General features: G+C 38.4%; 21 protein-coding genes. 8 read left to right on the top strand and 13 right to left on the bottom strand.

The genetic code is table 11. The features are described from left to right. The first annotated feature begins 2 nt into the window (after positions 1–2). Positions 3–971 (top strand): tyrosine recombinase XerC, encoded by a 969-nt coding sequence (locus PVV59_RS01170; protein ID WP_273754044.1) that lies wholly within the window; start codon positions 3–5, stop codon positions 969–971. Between the two features lie 33 nt (positions 972–1,004). Here PVV59_RS01170 and PVV59_RS01165 read toward each other — a convergent pair whose 3' ends face one another. Beyond that, entirely contained in the window at positions 1,005–1,277 is a 273-nt protein-coding gene (locus PVV59_RS01165; protein ID WP_273754043.1) for a BolA family transcriptional regulator, read from the bottom strand. Positions 1,278–1,400: 123 nt separating this feature from the next. Between PVV59_RS01165 and PVV59_RS01160 the strand changes: the two genes are divergently transcribed. From PVV59_RS01160 to cobT, 3 genes are all read left to right on the top strand, one after another. Further along, positions 1,401–2,021, top strand: coding sequence for a J domain-containing protein (locus tag PVV59_RS01160; RefSeq protein WP_273754042.1), 621 nt, complete (start codon positions 1,401–1,403; stop codon positions 2,019–2,021). A 218-nt stretch (positions 2,022–2,239) separates the two neighbouring features. After that, a complete protein-coding gene (gene cobS, locus PVV59_RS01155) occupies positions 2,240–3,220 on the top strand; it encodes a cobaltochelatase subunit CobS (protein ID WP_273754041.1) in 981 nt (326 codons plus the stop codon). Positions 3,221–3,235: 15 nt separating this feature from the next. Next, positions 3,236–5,134, top strand: coding sequence for a cobaltochelatase subunit CobT (gene cobT / locus PVV59_RS01150; protein ID WP_273754040.1), 1,899 nt, complete (start codon positions 3,236–3,238; stop codon positions 5,132–5,134). A 49-nt stretch (positions 5,135–5,183) separates the two neighbouring features. On the opposite strand, the gene PVV59_RS01145 is transcribed toward cobT, so the two are convergent. The 5 genes from PVV59_RS01145 to rpmB form a co-directional block, all read right to left on the bottom strand. Further along, positions 5,184–5,630, bottom strand: a complete 447-nt coding sequence (locus PVV59_RS01145) for a HaeIII family restriction endonuclease (RefSeq protein ID WP_404978352.1) — start codon at positions 5,628–5,630, stop codon at positions 5,184–5,186. Beyond that, a complete protein-coding gene (locus PVV59_RS09900; RefSeq protein ID WP_404978351.1) occupies positions 5,611–5,877 on the bottom strand; it encodes a HaeIII family restriction endonuclease in 267 nt (88 codons plus the stop codon). The genes PVV59_RS01145 and PVV59_RS09900 overlap by 20 nt, the downstream gene beginning before the upstream one ends. A gap of 1,640 nt (positions 5,878–7,517) precedes the next feature. Beyond that, positions 7,518–9,302 carry an MFS transporter gene (locus PVV59_RS01140; protein ID WP_273754039.1) on the bottom strand — a complete coding sequence of 595 codons (1,785 nt, stop codon included), beginning with the start codon at positions 9,300–9,302 and terminating at the stop codon, positions 7,518–7,520. A gap of 1,083 nt (positions 9,303–10,385) precedes the next feature. After that, positions 10,386–11,069, bottom strand: a complete 684-nt coding sequence (locus PVV59_RS01135; protein WP_273754038.1) for a VUT family protein — start codon at positions 11,067–11,069, stop codon at positions 10,386–10,388. 130 nt (positions 11,070–11,199) lie between these two features. Then, entirely contained in the window at positions 11,200–11,517 is a 318-nt protein-coding gene (rpmB, locus tag PVV59_RS01130) for a 50S ribosomal protein L28 (RefSeq protein ID WP_120121428.1), read from the bottom strand. Between the two features lie 311 nt (positions 11,518–11,828). Between rpmB and PVV59_RS01125 the strand changes: the two genes are divergently transcribed. From PVV59_RS01125 to PVV59_RS01115, 3 genes are all read left to right on the top strand, one after another. Beyond that, on the top strand, positions 11,829–12,611 hold the full coding sequence (locus tag PVV59_RS01125) for an SURF1 family protein (RefSeq protein WP_273754037.1): 783 nt from the start codon (positions 11,829–11,831) through the stop codon (positions 12,609–12,611). An 882-nt stretch (positions 12,612–13,493) separates the two neighbouring features. After that, entirely contained in the window at positions 13,494–15,113 is a 1,620-nt protein-coding gene (purH, locus tag PVV59_RS01120; protein ID WP_273754036.1) for a bifunctional phosphoribosylaminoimidazolecarboxamide formyltransferase/IMP cyclohydrolase, read from the top strand. Between the two features lie 357 nt (positions 15,114–15,470). Continuing rightward, positions 15,471–15,623 carry a DUF1127 domain-containing protein gene (locus PVV59_RS01115; RefSeq protein ID WP_273754035.1) on the top strand — a complete coding sequence of 51 codons (153 nt, stop codon included), beginning with the start codon at positions 15,471–15,473 and terminating at the stop codon, positions 15,621–15,623. 828 nt (positions 15,624–16,451) lie between these two features. Here the strand turns inward: PVV59_RS01115 and PVV59_RS01110 are convergent. The 3 genes from PVV59_RS01110 to htpX all read right to left on the bottom strand — a co-directional run bounded on the left by PVV59_RS01110 (position 16,452) and on the right by htpX (position 20,703). Continuing rightward, the gene (locus PVV59_RS01110; protein ID WP_273754034.1) at positions 16,452–18,167 is read right to left on the bottom strand and encodes a heparinase II/III family protein; all 1,716 of its coding nucleotides are present in this window, start codon (positions 18,165–18,167) and stop codon (positions 16,452–16,454) included. A 64-nt stretch (positions 18,168–18,231) separates the two neighbouring features. Further along, entirely contained in the window at positions 18,232–19,596 is a 1,365-nt protein-coding gene (locus PVV59_RS01105) for an RsmB/NOP family class I SAM-dependent RNA methyltransferase (RefSeq protein WP_273754033.1), read from the bottom strand. 60 nt (positions 19,597–19,656) lie between these two features. Further along, on the bottom strand, positions 19,657–20,703 hold the full coding sequence (htpX, locus tag PVV59_RS01100) for a zinc metalloprotease HtpX (RefSeq protein ID WP_273754032.1): 1,047 nt from the start codon (positions 20,701–20,703) through the stop codon (positions 19,657–19,659). An 83-nt stretch (positions 20,704–20,786) separates the two neighbouring features. On the opposite strand from htpX, the gene PVV59_RS01095 reads away from it, so the two are divergent. Further along, the gene (locus PVV59_RS01095; RefSeq protein ID WP_273754031.1) at positions 20,787–21,002 is read left to right on the top strand and encodes a DUF1674 domain-containing protein; all 216 of its coding nucleotides are present in this window, start codon (positions 20,787–20,789) and stop codon (positions 21,000–21,002) included. A 153-nt stretch (positions 21,003–21,155) separates the two neighbouring features. On the opposite strand, the gene rpsP is transcribed toward PVV59_RS01095, so the two are convergent. The 4 genes from rpsP to PVV59_RS01075 all read right to left on the bottom strand — a co-directional run bounded on the left by rpsP (position 21,156) and on the right by PVV59_RS01075 (position 24,368). Next, complete coding sequence (rpsP, locus tag PVV59_RS01090; protein WP_273754030.1) at positions 21,156–21,533, bottom strand: 30S ribosomal protein S16; 378 nt, start codon at positions 21,531–21,533, stop codon at positions 21,156–21,158. Positions 21,534–21,548: 15 nt separating this feature from the next. Further along, positions 21,549–21,878, bottom strand: a complete 330-nt coding sequence (locus PVV59_RS01085) for a chorismate mutase (protein ID WP_273754082.1) — start codon at positions 21,876–21,878, stop codon at positions 21,549–21,551. A gap of 24 nt (positions 21,879–21,902) precedes the next feature. Next, the gene (gene ffh / locus PVV59_RS01080) at positions 21,903–23,465 is read right to left on the bottom strand and encodes a signal recognition particle protein (protein ID WP_273754029.1); all 1,563 of its coding nucleotides are present in this window, start codon (positions 23,463–23,465) and stop codon (positions 21,903–21,905) included. A 246-nt stretch (positions 23,466–23,711) separates the two neighbouring features. Then, the gene (locus tag PVV59_RS01075) at positions 23,712–24,368 is read right to left on the bottom strand and encodes a carbonic anhydrase (RefSeq protein ID WP_273754028.1); all 657 of its coding nucleotides are present in this window, start codon (positions 24,366–24,368) and stop codon (positions 23,712–23,714) included. Positions 24,369–24,376 lie beyond the last annotated feature (8 nt).

Genomic DNA, 24,376 nt, shown 5'->3' with positions numbered 1-24,376 from the left:
TAATGCCAATAAAAAACGACAAGAGAAAAGATGAAAATAGTCCTCTCATTCCAGCCGACCATGCGGTTTTAACTGCAAGGAAAAACTGGTTAGAGCATCTCGTAAAAAACCGTCGTATGTCCGTACAAACAGCACAAGCCTATGAACGTGATACGCGGCAATTTTTATCTTTTCTCTGTCAACATTTAAGCCAAGCACCAACTTTCACAGATCTCGCTCATTTGCGCGTTAGTGATTTGCGTGCTTATCTTGCTTATCGGCGTACAAACAATGTCAGTGCGCGCTCTTTAAGCCGCGCAATAGCGGGCATCCGTTCTTTTTTCAAATACCTATCTCGCGAAGGAATCGTCAATATTCCCGCAGCTCAGCTTATCCGAAGCCCCAAACATCCAAAGTCGCTCCCAAAACCTTTAGCGATACAATCAGCTCTTCACGTCGTCAAACAAGAAAATCAGCTAGAAAACGAAGCTTGGATTAACGCGCGCAATGCCGCTGTCCTTATGCTTCTCTATGGCTGTGGAATGCGCATATCAGAAGCCTTAAGTCTCACACCAGAACAATTTTCTGACCCTGAAAAAGTAAGTTTATTCATAACAGGAAAAGGGGGAAAAACACGCCTTGTCCCTCTCATCAAAATTGTTTACGAGGCTGTACAAAATTATCTCAAATGTTGCCCATATCCTTTAAAAGATAACCAACCCATGTTTCGCGGTGCGCGAGGTGGTCCCTTACAGCCAGCTATTATTCAAAAAACTGTACGCAACTTACGCACAAGTCTTGGTTTGCCAGAAACAGCCACCCCCCATACACTACGTCATTCTTTTGCCACCCATCTTTTATCACGAGGAGGAGATTTGCGAACGATTCAAGAACTTCTTGGGCACGCGAGTCTTTCCACCACACAAACCTATACCCATGTTGATACAGATCATTTGTTGAAAATTTACCAAAAAGCCCATCCTCGTTCTTAAATCCTCGTTCTTAAAAAAGTCTCATCAAAAAAATTAAAATGTTTCAACCTCAAGTGCCAAGGCATGGACACAAGTTGCTAACTCTTCTTGTAAAACTTTATAAATCGCTCGATGGATTTCTACGCGCGTCATCTTGGAAAAAGAAGAAGATAAAATTTTCACGCGAAAATGTGTTTCTCCTTTACCATCAAAAGCATGTTCATTATGAGGATGTCCATCATGAAGATGACTCTCATTAATCACTTCAAGTTTCTGCGGATGAAAAGCATCCTGAAGCTTTCTCTTGATTATTGTTTCTATAGACATTTTTCATTCCTTAACAAAATGAAAGTGTAAGAATACACCTTTTCCATAATTAAATAAGTGTGAAAACAAATTTTTTAAAAGTCAATTCTTGTAAAATTAATCAATTTTGCATAAACCAATAATATGGCAATAACATCTAAATTATTCGATTCAATTCGCATAAGCTCAAATAAAAAACAAAAGTCTGAGCCAGAAGCGCAACAGTGTCAGTGGGAAGGGTGTGAAAAGACAGGAACCCATAAAGCACCGGCAGGTCGAAATCACGAAGGACAATATCTACATTTTTGTATTGAGCACGTGCGTGCTTATAATAAAAATTTTAATTACTTCTCGGGTCTTAGCAATCAAGATATCGCAAAATTCCAAAAGGACGCTCTTACAGGGCATCGACCAACATGGCCTACAGATCTTAGCAATGGTACATCGAAAAAAACTGCTGCCAATTATGCAAAGATTCGCTCTGGAACAGCAGCCTATCAAAATCGTATGCGTGATCCCTTCTCGCTTTTTACGGGACGGCATTCAAGCAATAATTTCTCACGAAAATTAAAGCCCTTAGAAGCAAAAGCTTTTGATACATTGGGACTAAAAGCAAACGCTTCAGCAGAAGATATCAAAATGAAATATAAAGAGTTGGTAAAAAAACACCATCCTGATTCCAATGGTGGTAATCGTGCTTCTGAAGAGCGCTTTCGCGATGTTTTGCATGCTTATAATTTGCTCAAAAAATCTGGTTTATGCTAAAAAATATACACTGATATGAACCCATTCTCATTGAGATCATCACTCTTTACATAAAACATTCTTGTCTTCACAAAACATGATAGAATAGATAAAGACGATCTTCTTTCATCTCATCTTCCTTCATCTCTAAGGCTCTCGTTAGAGCATTGCATAAATGCTCTAACTCTTGTATCGTTTTCTCATGAAATAAATAGCGTTCTTTCCTAGCCATAAACATCATGACAAATCTTAACCTTGAAAATACACCCGATATTACACTTTGCGCTCGTGACTTATTTCATATTGAAACAGATATGAATGTTCCTGCTTTTAGTACAAAAAATTCACATGTTCCTGATATTGATCCCGATTATCTTTTTGATCCGCAAACAACTTTAGCGATTCTTGCAGGTTTTACTTTTAACCGTCGTGTCATGGTTTCCGGCTATCATGGTACAGGCAAATCAACGCATATTGAACAAGTTGCTGCTCGTCTTAATTGGCCTTGTCTTCGCATTAATCTGGACAGTCATGTAAGTCGTATCGATCTTGTAGGAAAAGACGCTATTGTTTTAAAAGATGGCTTACAAGTCACTGAATTTAAAGAAGGCATTTTACCATGGGCTTATCAAAATAATATTGCTCTTGTTTTCGACGAATATGATGCGGGACGTCCTGATGTTATGTTTGTTATCCAACGTATTCTTGAAACCTCTGGCAAACTCAGCTTACTTGATCAAAGCCGCGTTATCTCTCCTCACCCAGCATTTCGTCTTTTTGCAACGGCCAATACTATTGGGCTTGGTGATACAACAGGGCTTTATCATGGTACCCAACAAATCAATCAAGCCCAAATGGATCGCTGGTCTATTATTACGATACTTAATTATTTACCCCATGATAAAGAGGTTGATATTGTTTGTTCAAAGGTCAAATCTTTTCAAACGGCTGAGGGGAAAAAGACAATTTCACAAATGGTTCACGTTGCTGATATGGTCCGCCAAGCTTTTATCAATGGGGATCTTTCAACAGTCATGAGCCCGCGGACTGTCATTACTTGGGCAGAAAATACCACAATTTTTCAAGATATTGGCTTTGCCTTCCGATTAACCTTTCTCAATAAATGTGATGAACTCGAACGTGCCAGTGTCGCAGAATTTTATCAACGCGCCTTTGGACAAGAACTTCCCGAATCACTCATGCAAGGTGTCTTGTCTTAAAGGAATATGTCAATTATGGCGATCACCCCTGACGACAACAGCAAAAATCAAATAAACAATCCTCCCCTCAATACGCTTGATAGTGGAACGTTTAAGAAAGCTCTTTCTACTTGTATGCGTGCCATTGCAGGTACATCCCACCTCGAAGTTTCCTTTAGTCATAACCGTCCATCTTTAAGCGAAAATTGTGCACGTTTACCAGAATTACCACAACACGCTACAGATAAAGATATCACCATTACCCGCGGCTTAGGTGATTCTATGGCTCTGCGCAAAGCATGGCATAATAACCGCATTCACATGCAATTTTCTCCACGAGAATCAGAAGCACAAGCTATCTTTGATGCCCTTGAACAAACACGTGTTGAAGCAATCGGTACTTTAGCCATGGAGGGGCTTGCAAAAAACCTTGATGTCATGCTCGCCGATAAATACAAAAGAGCTCATTATGAAAAGATTAATAACCAAAGTGAAGCCCCTATCCAAGAAGCGATTGCCCTTTTATTGCGCGAAAAAATAACAAAGCGTACAGCCCCAAAAGAAGCAGGTCCTGTCTTAGAATTATGGCGCCAAGAACTTGAACAAAAAGCTGCAGCAGAGCTCAATGAACTCACACATCATATTTACAATCAACAAGCTTTTGCACAGATCGTTCGCCAAATGCTTGCTACCCTCCAAATGACAGTGCAAGAAGATGAAACTTCAAACAGCGAAAATGATAAAAAATTAAAAAACGAATGTGAACCTCAAGATCAAACAGAAGAAGAAAGTAAAAACGAAAAACATACTCAAAGTGAAGAACAAACCAGCACAGAACAAGAAAGTGATGTACAAGACGAAGGAAAAACACAAGCGACACAAACAAACGACATTGATCAAACTGACGGTGAGCAAAAAAATAGCTCTTGGCAAGAAAAGCCAGACAAATTCAAACGTCTTTTTTCCGATTCAGAGCAAATGGAAAAACTTGGCAATTATAAAATCTTCACCCGTCAATTTGATGAAATTTTGGAAGCAACCGATTTTTGTTCTGAAAACGAGTTAGATCACTTACGCCGTTGTCTTGATAAGCAAATTAATCATCTTCAAAACATTGTTGGACGTTTAGCCAACCGCCTCCAGCGACGCCTTATGGCACAACAAAATCGCAACTGGAACTTTAACCTTGAAGAAGGATATCTCGATACAGCAAGGCTTCCACGCCTGATTATTGATCCCATGCAGCCCCTTTCTTTTAAAATGGAAAGCAACACCCAATTTCGAGATACGGTTGTTTCACTCCTCATTGATAATTCTGGTTCAATGCGCGGGCGCCCCATTAGCGTTGCCGCAAGTTGTGCTGATATTTTAGCACAAACGCTTGAGCGTTGTGATGTCAAAGTTGAAATTTTAGGTTTTACCACCAAAACTTGGAAAGGGGGGAAATCACGCGAAAAATGGCTCGAGCAAGATAAACCTCATCATCCTGGGCGTCTGAATGATTTGTGTCATATCATCTATAAAAGTGCTGACACCCCATGGCGTCGCGCACGCCGCAATCTAGGTTTGATGATGCAAGAAGAATTACTCAAAGAAAATATCGACGGGGAAGCTTTAATTTGGGCACATCAACGCCTTTTATCACGCCGTGAACAACGCCGCATTCTCATAGTCATTTCTGATGGTGCCCCTGTTGACGACTCAACACTATCGGTCAACGCCAGCAATTACCTAGAAAAACATTTACGCGCCGTGATTCAAGAAATCCAAACATATTCCCCCATCGAACTCATTGCCATTGGCATTGGTCATGATGTCACCCGTTATTACCAACGTGCTGTAACAATTATGAATGCCGAAGAGCTTGCAGGTGCCATAACAAAACAACTAGAAGCACTTTTTAGTGATAAAACACCTCAATTTTATAAGAAATAAACCTGCCTTAAATCAGCAACAGTTACATTTAAAAAAACCATTTCTATCATTAAACCATCGGAATTTGATAGCTAACAAGCTGAGAAGATAATCCCACAAATTGAATATCAAACTTTAAGGACGCTTCTACTTTACTAGACGCATTATGAATTCTAAAAGAAATACTCCATCCATCTTCAAAAATTATAATAAGCTTGTTTTTACTTTCTGGTTTTATTGAAACTGATAAAATTTTGCTTGGAATTTTCCATTTACGACCACATCCTAGAATAGCATTCAAATTAAAAGACTGAATAATCACCCGTTTTTGTTTAGATCTTGTATTTATCATAATCTTATAAAAATCATAAGAACCTATAACATACTGAAACAATAGCTTAACAAATTTATCTTGATAATCTAAACAAAGCCTTTGAAGTTCTTTAGAGAAAGATTCTAAGATTGGTAAATAAATTCTCTCTTTATCATCTATATCTCTAAAAAAACATTTTCTTATCTCTAAGCTCTATTAAATAATCAAAAATAGGTCTAATTTCATTAAAGTAAATGCTGTTACAAGGATAACCTGTCCATTCTTTACCAAAATCTATTTTACTGGAAAGGCGAGGATGTTTGATAGCGCTATGATTATGTTTTGCAGAAATACCAATAGGATTTTCAAGAACTTTTAAAATAATATCACGGACATCTCCTTTGACCCCAACAGAATCTTCTTTAAGAACAATAGTTTTCGTATTTCTAATATTTTTATCATGTAACTATAAGAAAACAGCTGCCTCAATAGAAGCAAGATTTAAAAGTCCTTTGTCAGTGTCATTAAATAAATTATAAAAAGATTCTGCTACTTGAAAGGATGAATTAAATTCTATAGGAGCGTTCGCGGCTTTTTTTAAATCCCATGGACAAAGCATATTCAAAGGCTTTTCCATTTTCTACTTAATTCATGTGATTTCCTAAAGATCCTTACTCAAAATTACAAGTTCATTTGACTTCTTATTGTTTTCCATGCCGTAAGTCCATTCAGGATTAAGTATTTTATGTCCTTTATAAAGTTCTCTAACTTCTACACAATCATTATAATATAAAACCCATTCTTGGCGCTTTCTTAAAAGTTCAGCAAGAGCTTGATGATTAAAAGAATTATGTTTATCGCCTTTTTTAACCGTAAAGTTTTTGATTAATAAGATATGGAGGATCACAATAAAGAAAATCATTAAAGTGTTTAGGAATACTTTCTATAAAATCTCTGTGTTCCGCTGTAAAATTTTCAATCTTAAAATCCTTAAGCCGTTTCAATAGAACGATAATTGAATCGAGGATATCCTTGAGACATACCGCCAGAAAGTGTTGTTCCAGAAAAAGAAGAACGACTAAGAGTAAAAAACGGCAGAAATTTCTAATTGATTTTTAATACTGCCAAAAGTTTTTTAGAGATTATAAAACATTGTAGAAGTCATATCTTCGTATTCTCTTACTTTCTCTGCAAGAGCTGAAGCATCTTTCAAAAGCATCTGCCAAAAAATAACAAGCGGCTTAAAAGCATCATAAGTATAAACTTTTGTTCCTATTTTTGCTAAGGTTAATTCAATTGAACCGCCTCCCTTAGCTAGCCCCCTTTAAGTAAGATAATAAGGCCACCTGCTATACTGTTCTGATTGGGGTTGAGCTCAGCTTTATAATAAACATCAAGCTTAAAAATACCGTTCGCTTATTTTGAGTTACCTCAAGCTGAAATACCTATAATTCTTTTAACACACCAGAAGAACTGTGAAAAGAATCCGATAGTTTATATTTATTAGTGTAAACTCTGATGCGTATATCCATATTTTATCTCACAGCCAAAAAAAATCCCGTATCATATTAACTGAAATGTATTCTCGTACTTTTTTCTATTTTCAAAATTAACTAAAATAAACTCGGGAGGTGCGATACATATTAGAGCTAACACTTCTGCCAAATCGAATCTCTCCGATAAAGTAATCGTCACACTATATGGTACGCTATTTTTTTCATACATTCTATGTTACGCACCCACTTTTGTTTATATTTTTTACTGTCTAGATTTCTTATCTCTGAAATAACATCTGTGCCTATTTGTATCCCTAAAAAGAATGGATTGCTCTTTAATAGCTTCAAATATGGTTGAATATAGATGTGCCCCCCCTGTTGCAATCTGAAAATATTTTTTACAAATGAGACACATACAAGTATATTTATGAAGTAAATCATAATCGGGCTCAAAAGGCTCTCCACCAGAAAGAATAATAAAATCAGATTTTATGTCATTTATTATATATAAAGATTCAGGCAACGCGTCATCTCTCACCACACATTCGGACAATGATTGCAGACCGCACTGCAATTTTCATTACAAATTACAATATTATCGCTCATGAAATTTCCTATTCAAGTTCATATAATCCAATAGTAATTGTTTCATGAAAATATTTTGGTATAGAGAAAGATCAGAAATTTTTTTAGCTACAAACGCTTTTATCATTGGTAAAGCTTCATCCTTTGATAGAGACAGCAAATGAGAAATATAGTCTATCCGTTCTTCTAAATTGAGAGATAATCTTGGACTGGTGAAAAATGTTAAGATATCCAATTCCGGACTGGCTTCTTGACATAAATCCCAATCCACTACCATAAAAGAGTTATCAGAAGTAACAATGATATTATCAGGATGTAAATCTCCATGTGATAAGGTTATATTCCTGCTTAATCGATCTTGAAAGATCTTATTGATTTGATCAATAATCACCTTTTGATGTAGAAAATCCATTCGGCTCAATACAGTACCCCGGATAAACTCCCATTCGACGACTTCATCGCAAAGTGTTATCAAATTTGGTGCAGGATAGAGACTTTGTCGAAAAGAGCCATTCTTAATGTTTTCATTAATGCATGATGCTTCCGGATAAATTTGCCCATAGCAAAACTCTTGATGTTTGCGTTTCAAGAAATGTTGTTTTGACGATTGTGCATTTTCAGGCTGTAACCAAATGATTTCTTGTTTTCTGAGAAAAATAATTAAAGCAGACACCCCAAAAATCACAGCCATAACCACTGCCAACCACAAATTAGCTTGCCAGAATGTTGAAAAAACATGACCGTATAAAAAACTGAATGCAAAGGATACAATAGCTGTAATAATGGCTGTAAATGATAAAACAGTCGCGATAGCTTTGGGATCAATCAGTGAATTTATAAGAAGAGACGACAGATAAGATCGATAAGCAGACTTAAAAACACATAGCAGTAAAAATCCTAATATAAGAGCCGCAATGATTTGAAATGACATGAGAAAAAAAGCAATGGTTACCATACAACCAATCATTAAGACGGGAAAAATAGGATTTTGAAACTTTGAAAAATATTTCTGAAACAATATATTGGAACTTGCTGAAAAAAAATTCCCAATGATAAAAATAATCGAAACCAAAATAGCAGGTTGAAATGGCAAAAAATCAGAAAATGCGATAGAAACAGTTCGATTATTAACCAAAATAGCAAAAGCTGAAACTGCACTTAAAAAAATAAGAGTGAAGCGATAAGGATTTTTGACTTCTTTACGGCTGGCGCACATAACTGTGAAAATACTCGGATGAGCGTTGATATGAAAACTATCTAATCCTTTCGTCAGTTTTGAAAACATAAAAATAGCAAAAATTAATGAAAGGACTTGAAAAATCACAGGCAATGCAGGATGCACATAATAAAGTATTCCCCCTAAAAAAATAAGTACCGTTGTCACACTATAGGTAACAGCAGCCACTTCGGACTTAACGGAAAACAGTGTGCGATGCTTTGGTACTACAGAAAAGAGTAAACTATCTTCCGCACCTGAAAAACAAGCGGCTGCTAATGTGATACACAACAAATAAGTGGCGTAAGAAAAATATGCATAATTCATAAAAAGAGCTAAAAAACCGCAAAGAAAGAAAAACAGCCCAGTATAAATAATGCGTTTACTTCCATAAACATCTGATAATAAACCCAAGGGGACTTCTAAGATCAAAGGAAGCAATAAAAAATAACTACCGATTAAAACAATATCCGCTTGCGACAAATGCAATTTTTCTGACAAAAAAAGTGGTAAAACAGCAACCACTAGAGCAGTAGACTTGCTAACACTATAAATCTTAAATTGCTTAACCTTATCCACAAAATACCTTCCCACGACATCCGCTACATGCGCCAGATTCTTTCAAAGATTTTAAAACGCTTTGAGCAGACCAATCTATTGCCTCATAATTTTGTAGATTCCCAAAAGCTTCTGAATAAAAGCAATTTTTTAAATCTCCATTATAGTCCAATACCAAGGATAAAAATGGAAATAAACACATTAACGGCGACGAAACGTACGTAGAATTTTCGCCTAAGTAATAATTAATACAATTTACAAAATTTTGTGACGTCCATGCGATTTTCCTTTCTTGGAACTTTTTATCTATATAAATCTGGAGGGGGATTCTTTCCTTGATAATTCATCTCTCAAATGAAAAAGTGAGGCGTTTGGTGGAAGAGTTTTGTTTCTTAAAGCCTTAGATCGATCTTTTGTATTATTTTTTCTAGAAAAACTAAATGACAACGTATCGAGCGGGCTGAATCCGATATAATCGACATCTTTGCTTATACAAAAATCGATAAAATTAATAATATTTTCTAGAATCTCTTTGGTAACTGTCGCTCTTATTCCTATACTTTGCAGAGGTTGAAGATTCTTTTAACTATTTCAATGTTTTTCCACACGCGATCAAATTTATTCGCCCCCGTATATCGTAATATCCTTGGACACTAGTCGAATCCATAAAAATAACAATTTCTTTTATGTCATACTGTGAAATTCATAAATTTTTATGCAATAAGATGCCATTGGTATTTAATTCAAACAGGCAGATCTAGTTCATTCAACCTTAATAAAATATCTTCAAGCTCCAGATGCATTAAAGGTTCTCCCCCAGAAAGCATCACTGAGGCTGCTCCTTTTTCTTTCAACATTCTAAATAAGGATATTAAACTTTCTGGAGTATGGCAATTTTTTCCTTAATCTTCCAGCAATCGCACATCGTAGAAGAGCTATTGCAATTCTGGATAATATGTATAATAGGTGTTACAGGTGCCCATAATTTTTTAAGATCAAAAATCGAATCTGACGCACTAATCAAGTTTTCCTTCTTTAAAAGACGCCATTATAGAATATAATGTACATTGTCTTTCCTTTAGAAAAACAAGAGAACAAAGATTATTATTTGTTACAAGCAAAAGAGGAATCGTCTTTTGCATGATTTTGATAAAGAGGGAGTTTCACAATGTTAAGAATTGTTCCATAAGGAATCAACATCAATAGGCTCATAATAATTTTTACGGAGAAATCGCCAAAAGCAAGCGAAAGCCAAACTGGCATGCCTATCCCACCCAAAACAGTACTTCCGACCAGTGAACTATCAGCATAGCCTGTCATCTTATCAAGAAGAGCAAAAGAGCTCGAAAAGGCAAGAGAAAAAAACAACAATGTATCCAACGCCGAACCAACCAACGCCGCTGCTAAAGGTGCTTTCCACCATGTTTTCCGTCGCAAAGGCGTAAAAACAACGATATCAAGGAGTTGCCCAAATAAAAATGCTAAACTAGAAGCGAGTGCAAGCCGTGGTGTTGCCAATATCCAAGAAACAAAAACACCAGCAAAAAAACCAGCATAAACAACACGCCGCGCAGCAGATGGACCGTAAAAACGATTGGTCAAATCATTGATGAGAAAAGCAAATGGATAGGTAAAAGCCCCATAAGTCAAAAGTTCATTTAAATCAAACCAATAGACGGGATATTGAACCAAAATATTAGAAGCAGTGACCGCAAGGCACATTGCTAAAATAGAAAAAACAACATATCTTCTCTTTTGCTTTTCTAATAAAAGACCGCTTGAAAACATTTTTTTAACCTGGGGTATGGAACCAATAAAATAATAGAGCGATCAACGAGAGAAAAGCCCCAAAAGCGAATTTCTGGAACAAAGATCGGTGATTAAAAAGTCAATCCACCAAAGATAACGATACGAACAATCACGCTGCCTGTTCAGCCTTTTGCTCACTTTCTTGCTCAGCCTTTTTCTTAACGATTTGGCGCTTTAACAAACGCGCACGTTGTGACAACTCTTTATCGTCTGCCTTGACCAAAAAACCATCAAGACCACCACGATGCTCAACAGAACGCAACGCACTCGCTGAAATACGCAAGCGATAACTTTGCTGCAACACTTCTGAAATTAATGTCACATTGCAAAGATTTGGTAAAAAACGACGCCGAGTCTTATTATTCGCATGGCTAACATTATTACCATACAGAACCGTTTTCCCTGTCAATTCACATGCACGAGACATAAACTTCACCCTTAAACTCTTAAGAAACTTTCAAATCCCTATACCCAAAGAACACAATGAATGCAAAACACGCACAATGCGACCTTGAACGGGCACCATTGGGAAGTTTCTTTCTAATAGGGGGTCGACAACAAAAGGTCAAGTCTTTTATAAATCTTTTATAAAACCTTTTTCATCTCTTGGCTGACTCATCCTTCATCTTTTTCCAAAATCAAGGCGTGCAAATTCCGCTAAAAAGCGTACAAAATGCTTTTTTAAAAAGCATACCGTGTTAGAATAAAAATCTATTGTCCTGAAAGGAAGCATACATCATGAGCAAAAAAGCCCCCTCCATGACAAAGCTTCAAGGAAATTCTTGCCGTTTTTCTTTTATTTTGTTTGGAACTTTATGCGTTTGTTTTATTCTTCTCTTTAGTGCATTAGGCATATGGCAAGTACAACGGTTAAACTGGAAAAAAAATCTTATCACGAGTGCCAATCAGCGCGTTCACTTAGCCCCCATAAAGGCCCCTAGGAAAGATCAATGGGCAGAGGTTACTTTTGAAAAAGATGAATATCGACCGGTTGTGATCACAGGAAATTTTTTAAAAAATAAAAATATTTTGATCACTGCTGCTGCTCAAAATACCACGGGGTACTGGGTTTTGACTCCTTTAAAAACCGCAGACAACACACTGATCTTTATCAACCGTGGCTTTATCCCCATGGACGAACGTAACAATTTTCAACACCCAGAGCCATTGCATACACATGTCTCATCTCAACAAAATTCGACCACAAACACAGAACAAACGACAATTATCGGTTTATTACGCATGAGTGAAAAAAATGGATTTTTTCCACGCAAAAATAATCCTGACAAAAATGTATGGTATACGCGTGATCTTCCCGCCATGGCACAAAAACTTGGGTTATCCACTGTTGCCCCTTATTTTATTGATGCCAGAAAAACATCTCCACAAGCAAACCTTCCCGTTGCTGGTCTTACGATGATCCATTTTCGGAACAATCATCTTGTTTACGCAATCACGTGGTTTATTTTAGCTGCTGGTATGTTAAGCGCTTTTCTCTTTCTGCTACGGCAAAAAGCTTAAAAAATAACAAGTAAAATATCCATTCCCAATATAGTTTTCATTAAACTGTCTGGCCTTTTCATAATAAAGAAGATCTTAACATTGTTATATTGAACGTTTACACAACACAAAATTTGTTTTTTAAGAATTAATTATTTGATTTATAACGGTAATCTTATCATTTTCTAACTTTGAAAAAAACCTCAAATATCTGTAAAACGCTCTTTTTCTTCAAATCTTCTGATCAAAACCAGCAAAATCATTCTCGTACTTCCTCCACAAGCAGAGAGAACCGTACAGAAAAAGTTATTGAAAATAAGAAGATCAATACTTCCTTCCTATCAAATGTCAAATATTGTTAAAGCAAGCGTTATTAAAGTATAAAGAGAATGAGCGTCCCAACCTAGCACCTTTAATTATAGATCATGGGCCTAAAGGATTTTTATACTATTCACGAAGGATTTACACGACACACTCTTCACAAGACAACCATAAAATGAAAGGTAATTCATTGAAAAATGATTACTTTAAAATAAACGCGCGTTTCAACTATTACAATTTCATATTTTTGCTGATTATTTCCCATCTCTCAAAGATAACTCAAACAGGTGTGTGGAACATTCTTGCCTTTATCTCACAGACAAAAGCAAATACAATAGAAAATATACAAATGCGTTTTGTATTTCAAGCCTGCTATGAAGATGTAAAGATTGAATTAAATGAGACTTTATTCCCATCATAACACCTCCCATGACGGTATTTTACAGTATAAGAAAAAAGGAGAGACATCGTATATTTTAAAAAGGCAGTTTATCCTTTCAGTGTATTTTGCTAAAGGCTTGTGCTATAAATGTATCAACTTTTTCTGGAATTTTAACTTTTTCATTGTTTAAGGCTTCTGTTATGAGTGTCGTTGCCAAAAATTTTCCTATACCTGATCTTCATCAGGTTCGTCGTGTTCTTCTTTCTGTGTCTGATAAAACGGGGGTAGTTGCCTTTGCAAAAGCCCTTCATACGACTTACAATATTGAATTGATTTCAACAGGAGGAACAGCCAAAACTCTCATAGCTGCTGGTTTACCTGTAAAAGATGTTGCTGAAGTTACTGGATTTCCTGAAATAATGGATGGGCGTGTAAAAACACTCCATCCTTTGATTCATGGTGCTTTGTTAGGGGTAAGAGAAGATCCTAGCCATAGGGAAGCTATGGAAAAGAACAACATTCATGGAATTGATCTCTTGGTGGTAAATCTTTATCCTTTCGAAGAGACACTCCAATCAGGAGCTGATTCACAAACAATTCTTGAAAATATTGATATCGGTGGACCGGCGATGATTCGCGCTGCGGCAAAAAATTATGCTTATACGGGTGTTGTAACAGCGATAAATGATTACGATTCGATTCTAGAAGAATTAAAACAGCATAATGGATGTTTAAGCTTATCCATGCGCCATCAATTAGCAATGCGTGCGTATGCGCACACCGCTGCTTATGATACAGCAATAGCAGCATGGTTCGCACGAGATTTACAAATTGAAACACCATCATGGCAAAGTTTTTCTGGTCATCTTGAAAGTGTTATGCGCTATGGAGAAAATCCACACCAACAGGCAGCATTTTATCGCAATAATGAAAAACGTTTTGGCGTTGCAACAGCAAAACTTTTACAAGGTAAAGCACTCTCTTATAACAATCTGAATGACACAGATGCAGCCTTTGAGCTTGTGGCAGAATTTAATCCGCAAAAAACTGCTGCTGTTGCTCTTATTAAGCATGCCAATCCTTGTGGTGTTGCAGAAGGAAAAAATTTGAAAGAAGCTTATTTGAAAGCTCTTATGTGTGATAATGTATCAGCATTTGGTGGAATTGTCGCTTTAAATCAAACCCTTGATGAGGAATGTGCAGAAGAGATTGTTAAAATTTTCACGGAAGTGATTATTGCGCCTGATGCAACAATGGCCGCACGTGAAATTATTTCCAAGAAAAAAAATCTTCGTTTGCTCATTACAGGTGGCGTTCCTAATCCCCGTTGTGGAGGACTGCTTGCAAAAACACTTGCAGGAGGCTTTTTAGTGCAATCACGTGATAATATGGTGGTTGATGATCTTAAATTGCAAGTGGTGACAAAACGAGCACCAACTCAAGATGAAATGCGTGATCTTCAATTTGCTTTTCGTGTAGCAAAACACGTTAAATCAAATGCTATTGTATATGCAAAAAATAGTGCAACAGTTGGTATTGGCGCTGGACAAATGAGCCGCATCGATTCAGCAAAAATTGCTGCAAGTAAAGCCGCAGAAAGTGCAAGGAGAGCAGGCTTAACAGAAACTCTCACAAAAGGATCAGTGGTTGCATCCGATGCATTTTTTCCTTTTGCAGATGGTTTATTAGCAGCAGCTAAAGCCGGTGCAACGGCAGTCATTCAACCAGGAGGTTCCATGCGAGATGAAGAAGTTATCACTGCTGCGGATGCAGAGGGTTTAGCGATGGTTTTTACAGGAATACGACATTTCCGTCATTAATATAACTGGAATGATCTCCTCTTCATATAAGAAAAACGTTATATAAAACAGACATTTCAAGAAATTTTTCATAGATCATATATCGACTGATAACTGTTAAAATAGGAGAAGTTGTTCAATCGAGGGAATCTACGCGTAATAAAGAAGTTATCATTACAGAAAATACATATAATTTAGCCATTGTTTTAGGAGTAAGATATCACCGTTATTAATAATTTCCCTTTTACATGAAACCCGTATTAAAAAGGCTCTGTTCTTGTATGTAGATGCATACCTGTTATGACATTATAGCACAAACTATTTTTAGCAATATACTCTATCTTAAGCAGAAGAGTAAACAAAGTTTGAGTACAGGATATGAATATTCTACGTTCTTATAGTAATTGGCGCCGTTATCGCCGAACTGTTAATGCGTTGAGCCGTCTTTCAACATATGAACTTAATGATCTTGGTATTTATCGAGGTGATATTGATTCCGTTGCGCGGCGCTATTCGCGTAAATCTTTCTAAGAATTTTTTCTAAGAGTTGTTTGAAGAATGTTTGAGAGAGTACTTTACGATACAGAAACAAACGTTTTTAAGCTTGTTGTTATGACTTCGTTTTTGGTGTAATAATACTTTCGTATAATAACACAAAGCAGAAGTTTTTTGCTCCAGTGTCTTGCTGTAATGTTGTTTCTAAAACTCTCAATGTTTCTATGACGGACGGCTTTTCATTTACCAAAAATGTTCATTACATTGCGTTTTTGATGAAAGACTTTACTGGAGGGGTATCTTATTCCAAATCTATTTATATTGGATCAACTAGAGCCCTGTCTCTTGTACATGACAAGCAAGGAGAATCTGCGTAGAATGAAATTGTAAAAAAGACACTAAAAATACCTATAATGAACCGTCTCAAACGCCTAGGAAAGTGTCGAAACATTAAAAGCGGGCCTAGAGTGTGATGGTGTTAGCGTATTACTCTATAAGCAGCCATAATGTGATTAAAACAAAGAATATTAGGTAGTATCCTCCAGAATTTTTTGACGATAAAAAACCATTTAACTTTCTCTTAAGACCTTTAAAAGAATGAAGATTCTTAAAACGAGGACCGATCTGTCAATAATGATCTGTCAACACTCCCATTTCCACTAGAGAATCCGCCTCTTAGCACGACCACATGAGATTCTATAGGCAAATTTTTCTTCAAAATATTCATCCCACACTTACAAAAAAATACTTCCGTGTAAAAGTTTACACAGTCCTTAAATAGGATATACCACCCAATAAACGATGATGTTTTAGGACATGAAAATAAAACGTTATAGATGATAAGAACAATGTTTTGATTTTTTATCAAACGGCTTTACGAATAAAACGCCAGCGAACCTTTTCCTGAAATGCAGGGCGAAAATATAAAACGATCTGCTGTGTCCGTTGTGGACCTGCTAATTCCGCAAAATCAACCGAATCTTCAAGACAAATATCCGCATCAGGCGAAATAAAATACCATACTTGCTCGCCCGCTACATGCCCATTCTTTACCGCTAAACACACACGCTCACCATCGTAGTTAACATCCACTTGTGGATGAAGATGAAACCGAACAGCAACATGATCTTGTTCACTTTGTGCTCTTTTATGTCTCTTTCCCTCTTTATTGGGCATAAAAAAACGATCAAAACCTTCGATCATATCTCCATTTGTCGCCAAAATAAGACCGCGCTCATGAATAAGATTAAAGGGTCGTATATAACCATTATGGCTCGCAATAAAACCTGTTTTTTCTGAATCCTCTATACGGCGTACTTGAACTTCCCTGGGTCCATCAAACAAAAGAGAAGCGCTATTTTTCTTTTTTTTGTAAAAAACGCCCACCGAACAATCATTAAGCGTCGCTGTTGAATGCGCTGCGGTAACACGTCCTAAATGTCGATAATCCTTCCGTCCATCAGGGTTAACACCGGTATTGATAATAAAACGGTGTCCTTGTGAAGACATTTCAAAAGACAAACATCCCGAACAAGCCTGCTGTGCTACAAAGCGTGGTGGAAATTTTCCCGTATCGGCAATAATTGTTGTTTGATTGGCTTTTAAGCGCTGAAACCCTGAATAACGAGCATAACTAAAAGGATGTCCTCCTGTTTCATCAAGCTCCAAAAGTGTCGATAACCGTTCCGATGCGAGAGGTCCAACCCCATTAAAATGCGCCAGTGTTTGATCCTCATGGATAAAGAATCGCAAAGCTGGTAACATACGCTCAACAGAATCAATCAAAATACGGGGTGCCGTTTCATTGCTTCGCATAAAAAAGTAACGTAAAGATAATAAATCTGATAATAAATTAAGCAAAATGATAGGGCTACGGGAAATATGCCCACCATCAATCAAAATCTGAAGCGAAAGTTCTTCTATAAGCGTGTTTTGTACCTTTTTTTTCACGGTTGCAGAAATAGGTAAAGCAAGAGATGCGAACGTCAAAGCTGTTGCTGCTTGTAACCGTTGATCATTGTGCTCCATACTGCAAATTATTACGCGCAAATAACGAAATTGCAAACCAAGTGCACGTAAAAAGCGTTTTTCAAACCGCTCGCTTGCCCCTTCTAACAACATTTTTGAGTGACAAATCCACGAGATCAAACGCCGCGCTACAACAGGACCACTCCAAGCAAGCCCTTTTACCTTTTTGCCAGCATGGTCTAGCCAATCTTCTAAAAGAGAACGTGCATGCGCTGCAGCTAAATCACTTTCTGCTGCTTCCATATGGCGCAACCAATGAAAATCATGTAGAGCCGCTTCCCATTCCAGTGTTGGCGAAACCAATGAAAAGGGTGAAACAGCACCAGAATGAACAGTATGACCCGCAAAAGCAAAACGACCGTGATAAAATTCATGCGCCATCATCGGATCAGCCACATGCAAATCAATGGGATGGGCTAAAATTTTATGAGGACGAAACCCTGAAAACCGCCAACGAAACAATGGACCAACCCATAAACGCCGCATAACATGCTGTAACGCATCAATACAGGCTGCTATTTTTACCTGAGGAGCTTTTACTGCAACCGCCAAAATTCTATCTCCATCTATGCTGAATCAGATACAATTTCGACCATTTTTGTAAATGAAGCGTTAATTAAGCAATTTTTCGTAAGCGCGCGGCAAAAAAACCATCCATTCCTAAAAATGCAGTTTTCTCAGCATCAAAATTTTTATGACAAAAATCCGCCGGCGTCGTGCGCAACATCCCCTCACCAAGCAAATGTGTAAGCTCCCCCATTTCTTCTGGATCAATAGGGTCTAAAACAATATCATTGCGTATTGATAAAATTTTCTCAATAAGATCTTCGCCTTCTTCTCGAGCCAATGAACAATTGGAAAAAACAATCCGTCCTCCCTCCTTTACCAAGGCAATGGCGGCGATAAGCAAATCATATTGCAACGCCGCTAACTTGACGACATCATCCCTCGATTTCGTCCATAAAATATCAGGATGACGACGGATCGTTCCTGTAGAAGAACAAGGAGCATCAAGAAGAACCGCATCAAAAAGCTGTGTGGGATGGAAATTTCTCACATCTCCTTGCCAAATGTGAACGGAAAAATTGAGCCGTTCCATATTTTCTTTTAAACGCTTGACGCGGTTAGCAGAAAGCTCAATGGCGGTCACCTCTGCCCCCTGCAAAGCCAATTGTGCTGTTTTCCCCCCAGGGCTCGCACAAAGGTCAGCAACATCTTTACCCCGAAGCTCTCCTAGTAAACAAGCAGGCAACGCTGCGGCAAAGTCTTGAACCCACCACGCCCCCTCACGATAACCTGGTAAATCAGAAACAGAACACGCCAAATGATTCAATCGAACAGAACCATTGGGCAACACCACACCGCCAAGCCTCTCAGCCCATCCAACACAATCAGACTTTACTGTCAAATCAAGCGGAGGTTCCACACTTTGAATTTCTATAATTTGACGCGCCTTTTTTATTCCATAAGCTGATACTAAAAGCTGTCCAAACCACGCTGGAACACCTTCAATGCTCGCAACCTGTTGACGTAAAAGTACCGCCTCACGCGCAACATTGCGCAAAAGAGCATTTACCACCCCTGAAAAACGGCGCATACGAGGATCAAATTTTGCCACACGCACAGCTAAATCAATAGCTGCATGATCAGGAATATCAAGATAAAGAATTTGCGCCACACTAATATGCAAAAGATGCTGAAGTGAAAGTGCTTGTGAAGGTAAAGGGCGCTCTAAAAAGCGTAAGAGAGCCTCCGCAATCGGCCCTCGATGACGCAATGACGTTGTCAAAATAGCCCGACACAATAAACGATCTCGTTGTGAAAGTTTTAAATATTGTGGGTGTCCGAGTTCATTATCAGTCAAACCAGAAAGAGGCGTATTCTTATCAACAACCGCCCCTAAAAGACGTACACACACCTGTCGAACAGCCAATCCTGGAACATCTTTTTCAGACACATACCCCACTTTTTTGTGTTTCAAAATAACACCTTTATATCACTACTTCTTCAAGAGATCCGCCTAAAAATCTCCTCAAAAACTCTATGAACGAGAACTTTTTGAATTTTCATAACGAAGCCAAGAAGGACGTTTTGTAACCCGCTGAAAAGTATCATCTTCTTTCTTACCTGATGCATGAGCCTGACCACTGCGAAAATCTTCATAATTCATCCAGTTGCTTTTTTCATTTATAGCATCTTCTCTATTCCATCCGCCACTTTCAGCAAGAGCCCCTTTCATCTCTTCTGCTTGCCGATAAAGAGCAGCAATACGATTTGCCGTTGCTGGATGTGTTGAAAAAAGACTATCCGCTCCCTTACCGCTCAAAGGATTGATAATAAATAGATGCGCGGTTGCTGGATTATGCTCTGCTTCTTCATTGTAAACCCCATGCCCCCCATCAGCAATTTTACGCAATGCCGAAGCCAACCATAAAGGATTACCACATATTTCAGCACCTCTCCGATCCGCAGCATACTCACGCGTACGGCTAATAGCCATTTGTACGAGCATTGCAGCAAAAGGTGCTATGATGAGTGCAATCAATCCTCCAATTGCCCCCGCACCATGAGAATTTTCCGAAGAGCTACGCTGTCCTCCCATAAAGAAAGCAAAATTACCAAGCATTGAAATTGCCCCAGCAATCGTTGCTGTTAGAGTCATGGTTAAGGTATCACGATGCTCAATATGTGCAAGCTCATGCGCCATAACGCCAGCAATTTCTTCTGTACTTAATCGCTCTAACAAGCCGCGGCTCGCAGCCACAGCAGCATTTTGAGGATTACGTCCTGTTGCAAAAGCATTCGGCTGTGCACTATCAAGCACATAAACCTTTGGTTGAGGAAGAGAAGCTTTTTTAGCTAAATCGCTCACGATTTTATAATAAACGGGTGCAGAATGTTGATCAACCTCACGCGCCCCGTACATACGTAAAACGATTTTATCTGAATTCCAATAAGAAAAAAAGTTTAAACCACTCGCCATTAAAAGAGCAATGATCATGCCACTGCCCCCTCCAACAAGATAACCAACCCCCATAAAGAGAGCCGTTAAAAAAGCCAAAAGCATGGCTGTACGCATTATGTTCATTACTCAAAAAACTCCATGATAAAAGTCTACCAATACTATATGATGGTGTTTTCTTTCTGCTTCTTCAATGGAATAGGTGTAAAATGAATAAAAAAGATGAAAAAACAAGCCTAAAAAATTCAACTGTCGTTCAACAGAAATCTCTTCCTCCCGCAGCGCAACGCGCCCTTAAAGAAGCTGAAGAACGGCGAAAAGACGAAGCAAAAAAAGAACAACCGTTGGAAAACGGTGGACGCGGCGGCAAAGACCCTTCACGTTATGGAGACTGGGAAATTAAAGGCCGCGCCATCGACTTTTAAAGCCATCGACTTTTAAAATTAAACTTTAAAAAAAACCAACACCGTTTTAAATAAACATCCTTTTAAAGAAGATCCGTTTTTGATTGGCAAAAACGGATAATATTTATTCTTCTAGAAGTTTTTTAAAAGGCGTTAATTAAGCAATCACGCTTCTTATTCTGACGCAGATTCTGCTTCAGCAGCAGCTGCTGCTGCTTCCTCTGCTGCCTGCTTTGCTGCAGCTATACGTTCTTGTGCTTTTTTACCCGGTTCACCTTTATGTGGGTTATTGCGGGTTGGACGCTTTTTTAAGCCAGCCGCATCTAAGAATCGTAGAACGCGATCTGTTGGTTGAGCCCCTTGCCCAAGCCAATATTGGATACGTTCTTCATTAAGTTTCACCCTCGGTCCATCTTTAGGCAACATTGGATCCCATGCACCAACACGTTCAAGAAATCGCCCATCACGCGGACTACGAACATCCGCAACAACGATATGATAATAAGGACGTTTCTTTGAACCTCCACGGGACAAACGAATTTTCAATGCCATATTTTTCTCCTATTGTCAGCTCTGGCTTTCGTTTAAATTGACTTTTTTTGTTTTTTGCTCTTCAGCAATAACTTCATGATGACGCACAACTTCTTTAATAATAAACTTTAAAAATCTTTCAGCAAAATCAGGATCAAGATGACTTTCCATAGCCAATTGCCGCAAACGCACGATCTGATGTTGCTCACGCAGAGGATCTACTGTAGGCAAGTCATAACGGGCTTTTAAGCGTCCAACAGCCCTTGTACAACGAAAACGCTCTGCTAAAATATGAATCAAAGTTGCATCAAAATTATCAATAGATGCTCGTAAATGTGCCAATTCGTTTAATATTGTTTCCTGCATCATATTCCTTTCCCTCTTTGCATCTTATTTTTTCTTAAAATGCTGAGGAAGTTTTCCCCTATCGGTAATGCCATTGGAAAGACCAGGAAATGTAGGATCACGTCCGGGAAGTCCGGGCAAGACCTTCCCTCCATGCTCATTTTCAATCTGTTTTTGAAGCGTTGAAAGTTGCTTCAGATCCAATCCCGATAAATCAGGCACAGCTGAAGAATCTGCACCTCCCATCCCTCCAAAACCCATTTTGGACCCAAGTCCTCCTAACATTTTTCCCATCAAACCACTTTTTCCTTTACCACCCATGGCTTTCATCATATCAGCCATTTGGCGATACATCTTCAAAAGTTTATTAATATCAGCCGCTGTTGTCCCCGATCCCTTAGCAATTCGTTGTTTGCGGCTATGTTTTAAAAGCTCTGGATTCGCACGCTCTTGCGGTGTCATGGATGAAATAATAGCCAATTGACGATTAAATAAACGATCATCAAGACCCGCCGCCGCAATCTGCTCTTTTACCTTTCCCAATCCTGGCAACATGCCCATAATACCGCCCATTCCACCGAGTTTTTTCATTTTCTGCAACTGTTCTGCAAGATCATTCAGATCAAATTTTCCGGCCTGCATTTTTTTTGCAAAAGCAGCAGCTTTCTCATGATCCATTGTTTCAGCAGCTTTTTCAACCAAAGAAACAATATCCCCCATTCCGAGAATACGATCAGCAATACGACTGGGATGAAACTCTTCCAAAGCCTCTATTTTTTCACCAGTTCCAATTGCTTTAATTGGTTTGCCTGTCACAGCACGCATGGAAAGAGCTGCCCCCCCACGCCCATCACTATCCATTCGTGTTAAAATAATCCCTGTAATCCCTACACGCTCATCAAAAGAGCGCGCAAGATGAACAGCATCTTGCCCCGTCAAACTATCAGCCACCAACATAATCTCGTGAGGAAGAGAACATGTTTTAATTTCAGCTAATTCAAGCATCAGAGCTTCATCGATATGATTACGTCCTGCAGTATCAAGAAGGAGTACATCATAACCACCCAATTTAGCAGCTTGCACAGCACGTGATGCAATATCAACGGGCAATTGTCCTGCAATAATAGGCAAAGTTGCAAGTTTTGCTTGTTCTCCCAATTGGCGCAATTGCTCCTGCGCAGCGGGACGACGTGTATCTAATGACGCCATGAGAACTTTTTTATTGTGCTTATCAGTGAAACGTTTTGCAAGCTTTGCTGTTGTGGTTGTTTTTCCGGAACCTTGCAAACCAATCATCATAATAACAACGGGCGCTGGTGCATTCAAATCACTCAGAACACTTTCACTTCCAAGAATACGAACCAGTTCATCATGAACAATTTTAACCACCATTTGGCCTGGTTTAATTGATTTAACAATCTCAGCCCCAACGGCTTTTTCTCGCACCCTATCGGTAAAAGAACGAACAACATCAAGAGCAACATCAGCTTCCAATAAAGCGCGCCGAATTTCACGCAGCGCCTCTGCAACATCCTGATCCGACAAAGCGCCACGCCCCGTCAAATGAGACAGGATAGAACCAAGTCGTTCTTGCAAGGATTCAAACATTATTTACCTCATCGTTGCTTAACAAAATCATTGCCTAACAAACAAACCAAAAGAGCATCCGAGAACGCATCGCGCCGTCGAATGTTGACCTCTGAGATCTATTTATACCCTTAAACTGGGGTCTCAGTCGGTGGCTCCAAGTTAATTTTGTCACTGAAAGCTTGCTCCTTCAAACAATAAAACCCCAGCTTTGTCAAGTTTTATCATAAAATGCCTTTTTACACGAAGAAATAAAAACAGCAAATATTACACTTCAAAACTTTCAACTTCAACACACATAAAGCAGCCTGTTTCCTGTTCCATATTCCATAATTTCCCGCTAGAGATATCAAACCAAACCCCATGCAATGTTAAAATACCTTGATCTTTTCGGAACTTTATCCACGGAAACGTCTCTAAATTTCTCAACGAATGTCGAATAGAAAGCTGCTCTAAAGCCATTTGTTTTTCTGGCCAAGATAGTGACTTATTATTCAAAACAATTTCTGCGGCTGGCGCTAAAAGACTAATCCATTGACCAATAAAATCATTGGACGATAAAGATTTACACGTCTCCTTAAGAGCTGTAAGAACGCCTCCACAATGGGCATGCCCAAAAACAACAATATGTTTCACCTCAAGCAATTGTACAGCATATTCAAGAGCCGCTGATGTTGCATGATATTGATTATCAGGAGAAAAAGGAGGAACCACATTTGCCACGTTGCGCAGGGTAAAAATTTCCCCTGGTTTAGCATCAAAAATCATTTCTGGGACAGCACGCGAATCACAACAAGCAATAACCAAAACTTCAGGTTTCTGTCCCTCAATCGCCAATTGCTGATAATGTGCTGTTTTATATAAAAAATGATTATTTATAAAGTTTTGGTAACCATTTAAAAGTCTTTCTGGTAAACGGGTCATACTCTCTT

This window comes from Bartonella sp. MM73XJBT.G (assembly GCF_028618435.1).
Taxonomy (GTDB): domain Bacteria; phylum Pseudomonadota; class Alphaproteobacteria; order Rhizobiales; family Rhizobiaceae; genus Bartonella.
The sequence above is the reverse complement of the archived record's forward strand: the minus strand, read 5'-3'. Positions and strand labels throughout refer to the sequence as shown.

What these genes read in the sequence shown, in the direction of transcription:
- cobS (WP_273754041.1), top strand. Translation starts at nt 2,240, where the DNA reads ATGACAAATCTTAACCTTGAAAATACACCCGATATTACACTTTGCGCT.
- rpmB (WP_120121428.1), bottom strand. Translation starts at nt 11,517, where the DNA reads ATGTCTCGTGCATGTGAATTGACAGGGAAAACGGTTCTGTATGGTAAT.
- ffh (WP_273754029.1), bottom strand. Translation starts at nt 23,465, where the DNA reads ATGTTTGAATCCTTGCAAGAACGACTTGGTTCTATCCTGTCTCATTTG.
- cobT (WP_273754040.1), top strand. Translation starts at nt 3,236, where the DNA reads ATGGCGATCACCCCTGACGACAACAGCAAAAATCAAATAAACAATCCT.
- PVV59_RS01160 (WP_273754042.1), top strand. Translation starts at nt 1,401, where the DNA reads ATGGCAATAACATCTAAATTATTCGATTCAATTCGCATAAGCTCAAAT.
- PVV59_RS01085 (WP_273754082.1), bottom strand. Translation starts at nt 21,878, where the DNA reads ATGCAGGAAACAATATTAAACGAATTGGCACATTTACGAGCATCTATT.
- PVV59_RS01095 (WP_273754031.1), top strand. Translation starts at nt 20,787, where the DNA reads ATGAATAAAAAAGATGAAAAAACAAGCCTAAAAAATTCAACTGTCGTT.
- PVV59_RS01125 (WP_273754037.1), top strand. Translation starts at nt 11,829, where the DNA reads ATGAGCAAAAAAGCCCCCTCCATGACAAAGCTTCAAGGAAATTCTTGC.
- PVV59_RS01165 (WP_273754043.1), bottom strand. Translation starts at nt 1,277, where the DNA reads ATGTCTATAGAAACAATAATCAAGAGAAAGCTTCAGGATGCTTTTCAT.
- rpsP (WP_273754030.1), bottom strand. Translation starts at nt 21,533, where the DNA reads ATGGCATTGAAAATTCGTTTGTCCCGTGGAGGTTCAAAGAAACGTCCT.
- purH (WP_273754036.1), top strand. Translation starts at nt 13,494, where the DNA reads ATGAGTGTCGTTGCCAAAAATTTTCCTATACCTGATCTTCATCAGGTT.
- PVV59_RS01075 (WP_273754028.1), bottom strand. Translation starts at nt 24,368, where the DNA reads ATGACCCGTTTACCAGAAAGACTTTTAAATGGTTACCAAAACTTTATA.
- PVV59_RS01115 (WP_273754035.1), top strand. Translation starts at nt 15,471, where the DNA reads ATGAATATTCTACGTTCTTATAGTAATTGGCGCCGTTATCGCCGAACT.
- PVV59_RS01170 (WP_273754044.1), top strand. Translation starts at nt 3, where the DNA reads ATGCCAATAAAAAACGACAAGAGAAAAGATGAAAATAGTCCTCTCATT.
- htpX (WP_273754032.1), bottom strand. Translation starts at nt 20,703, where the DNA reads ATGAACATAATGCGTACAGCCATGCTTTTGGCTTTTTTAACGGCTCTC.
- PVV59_RS01135 (WP_273754038.1), bottom strand. Translation starts at nt 11,069, where the DNA reads ATGTTTTCAAGCGGTCTTTTATTAGAAAAGCAAAAGAGAAGATATGTT.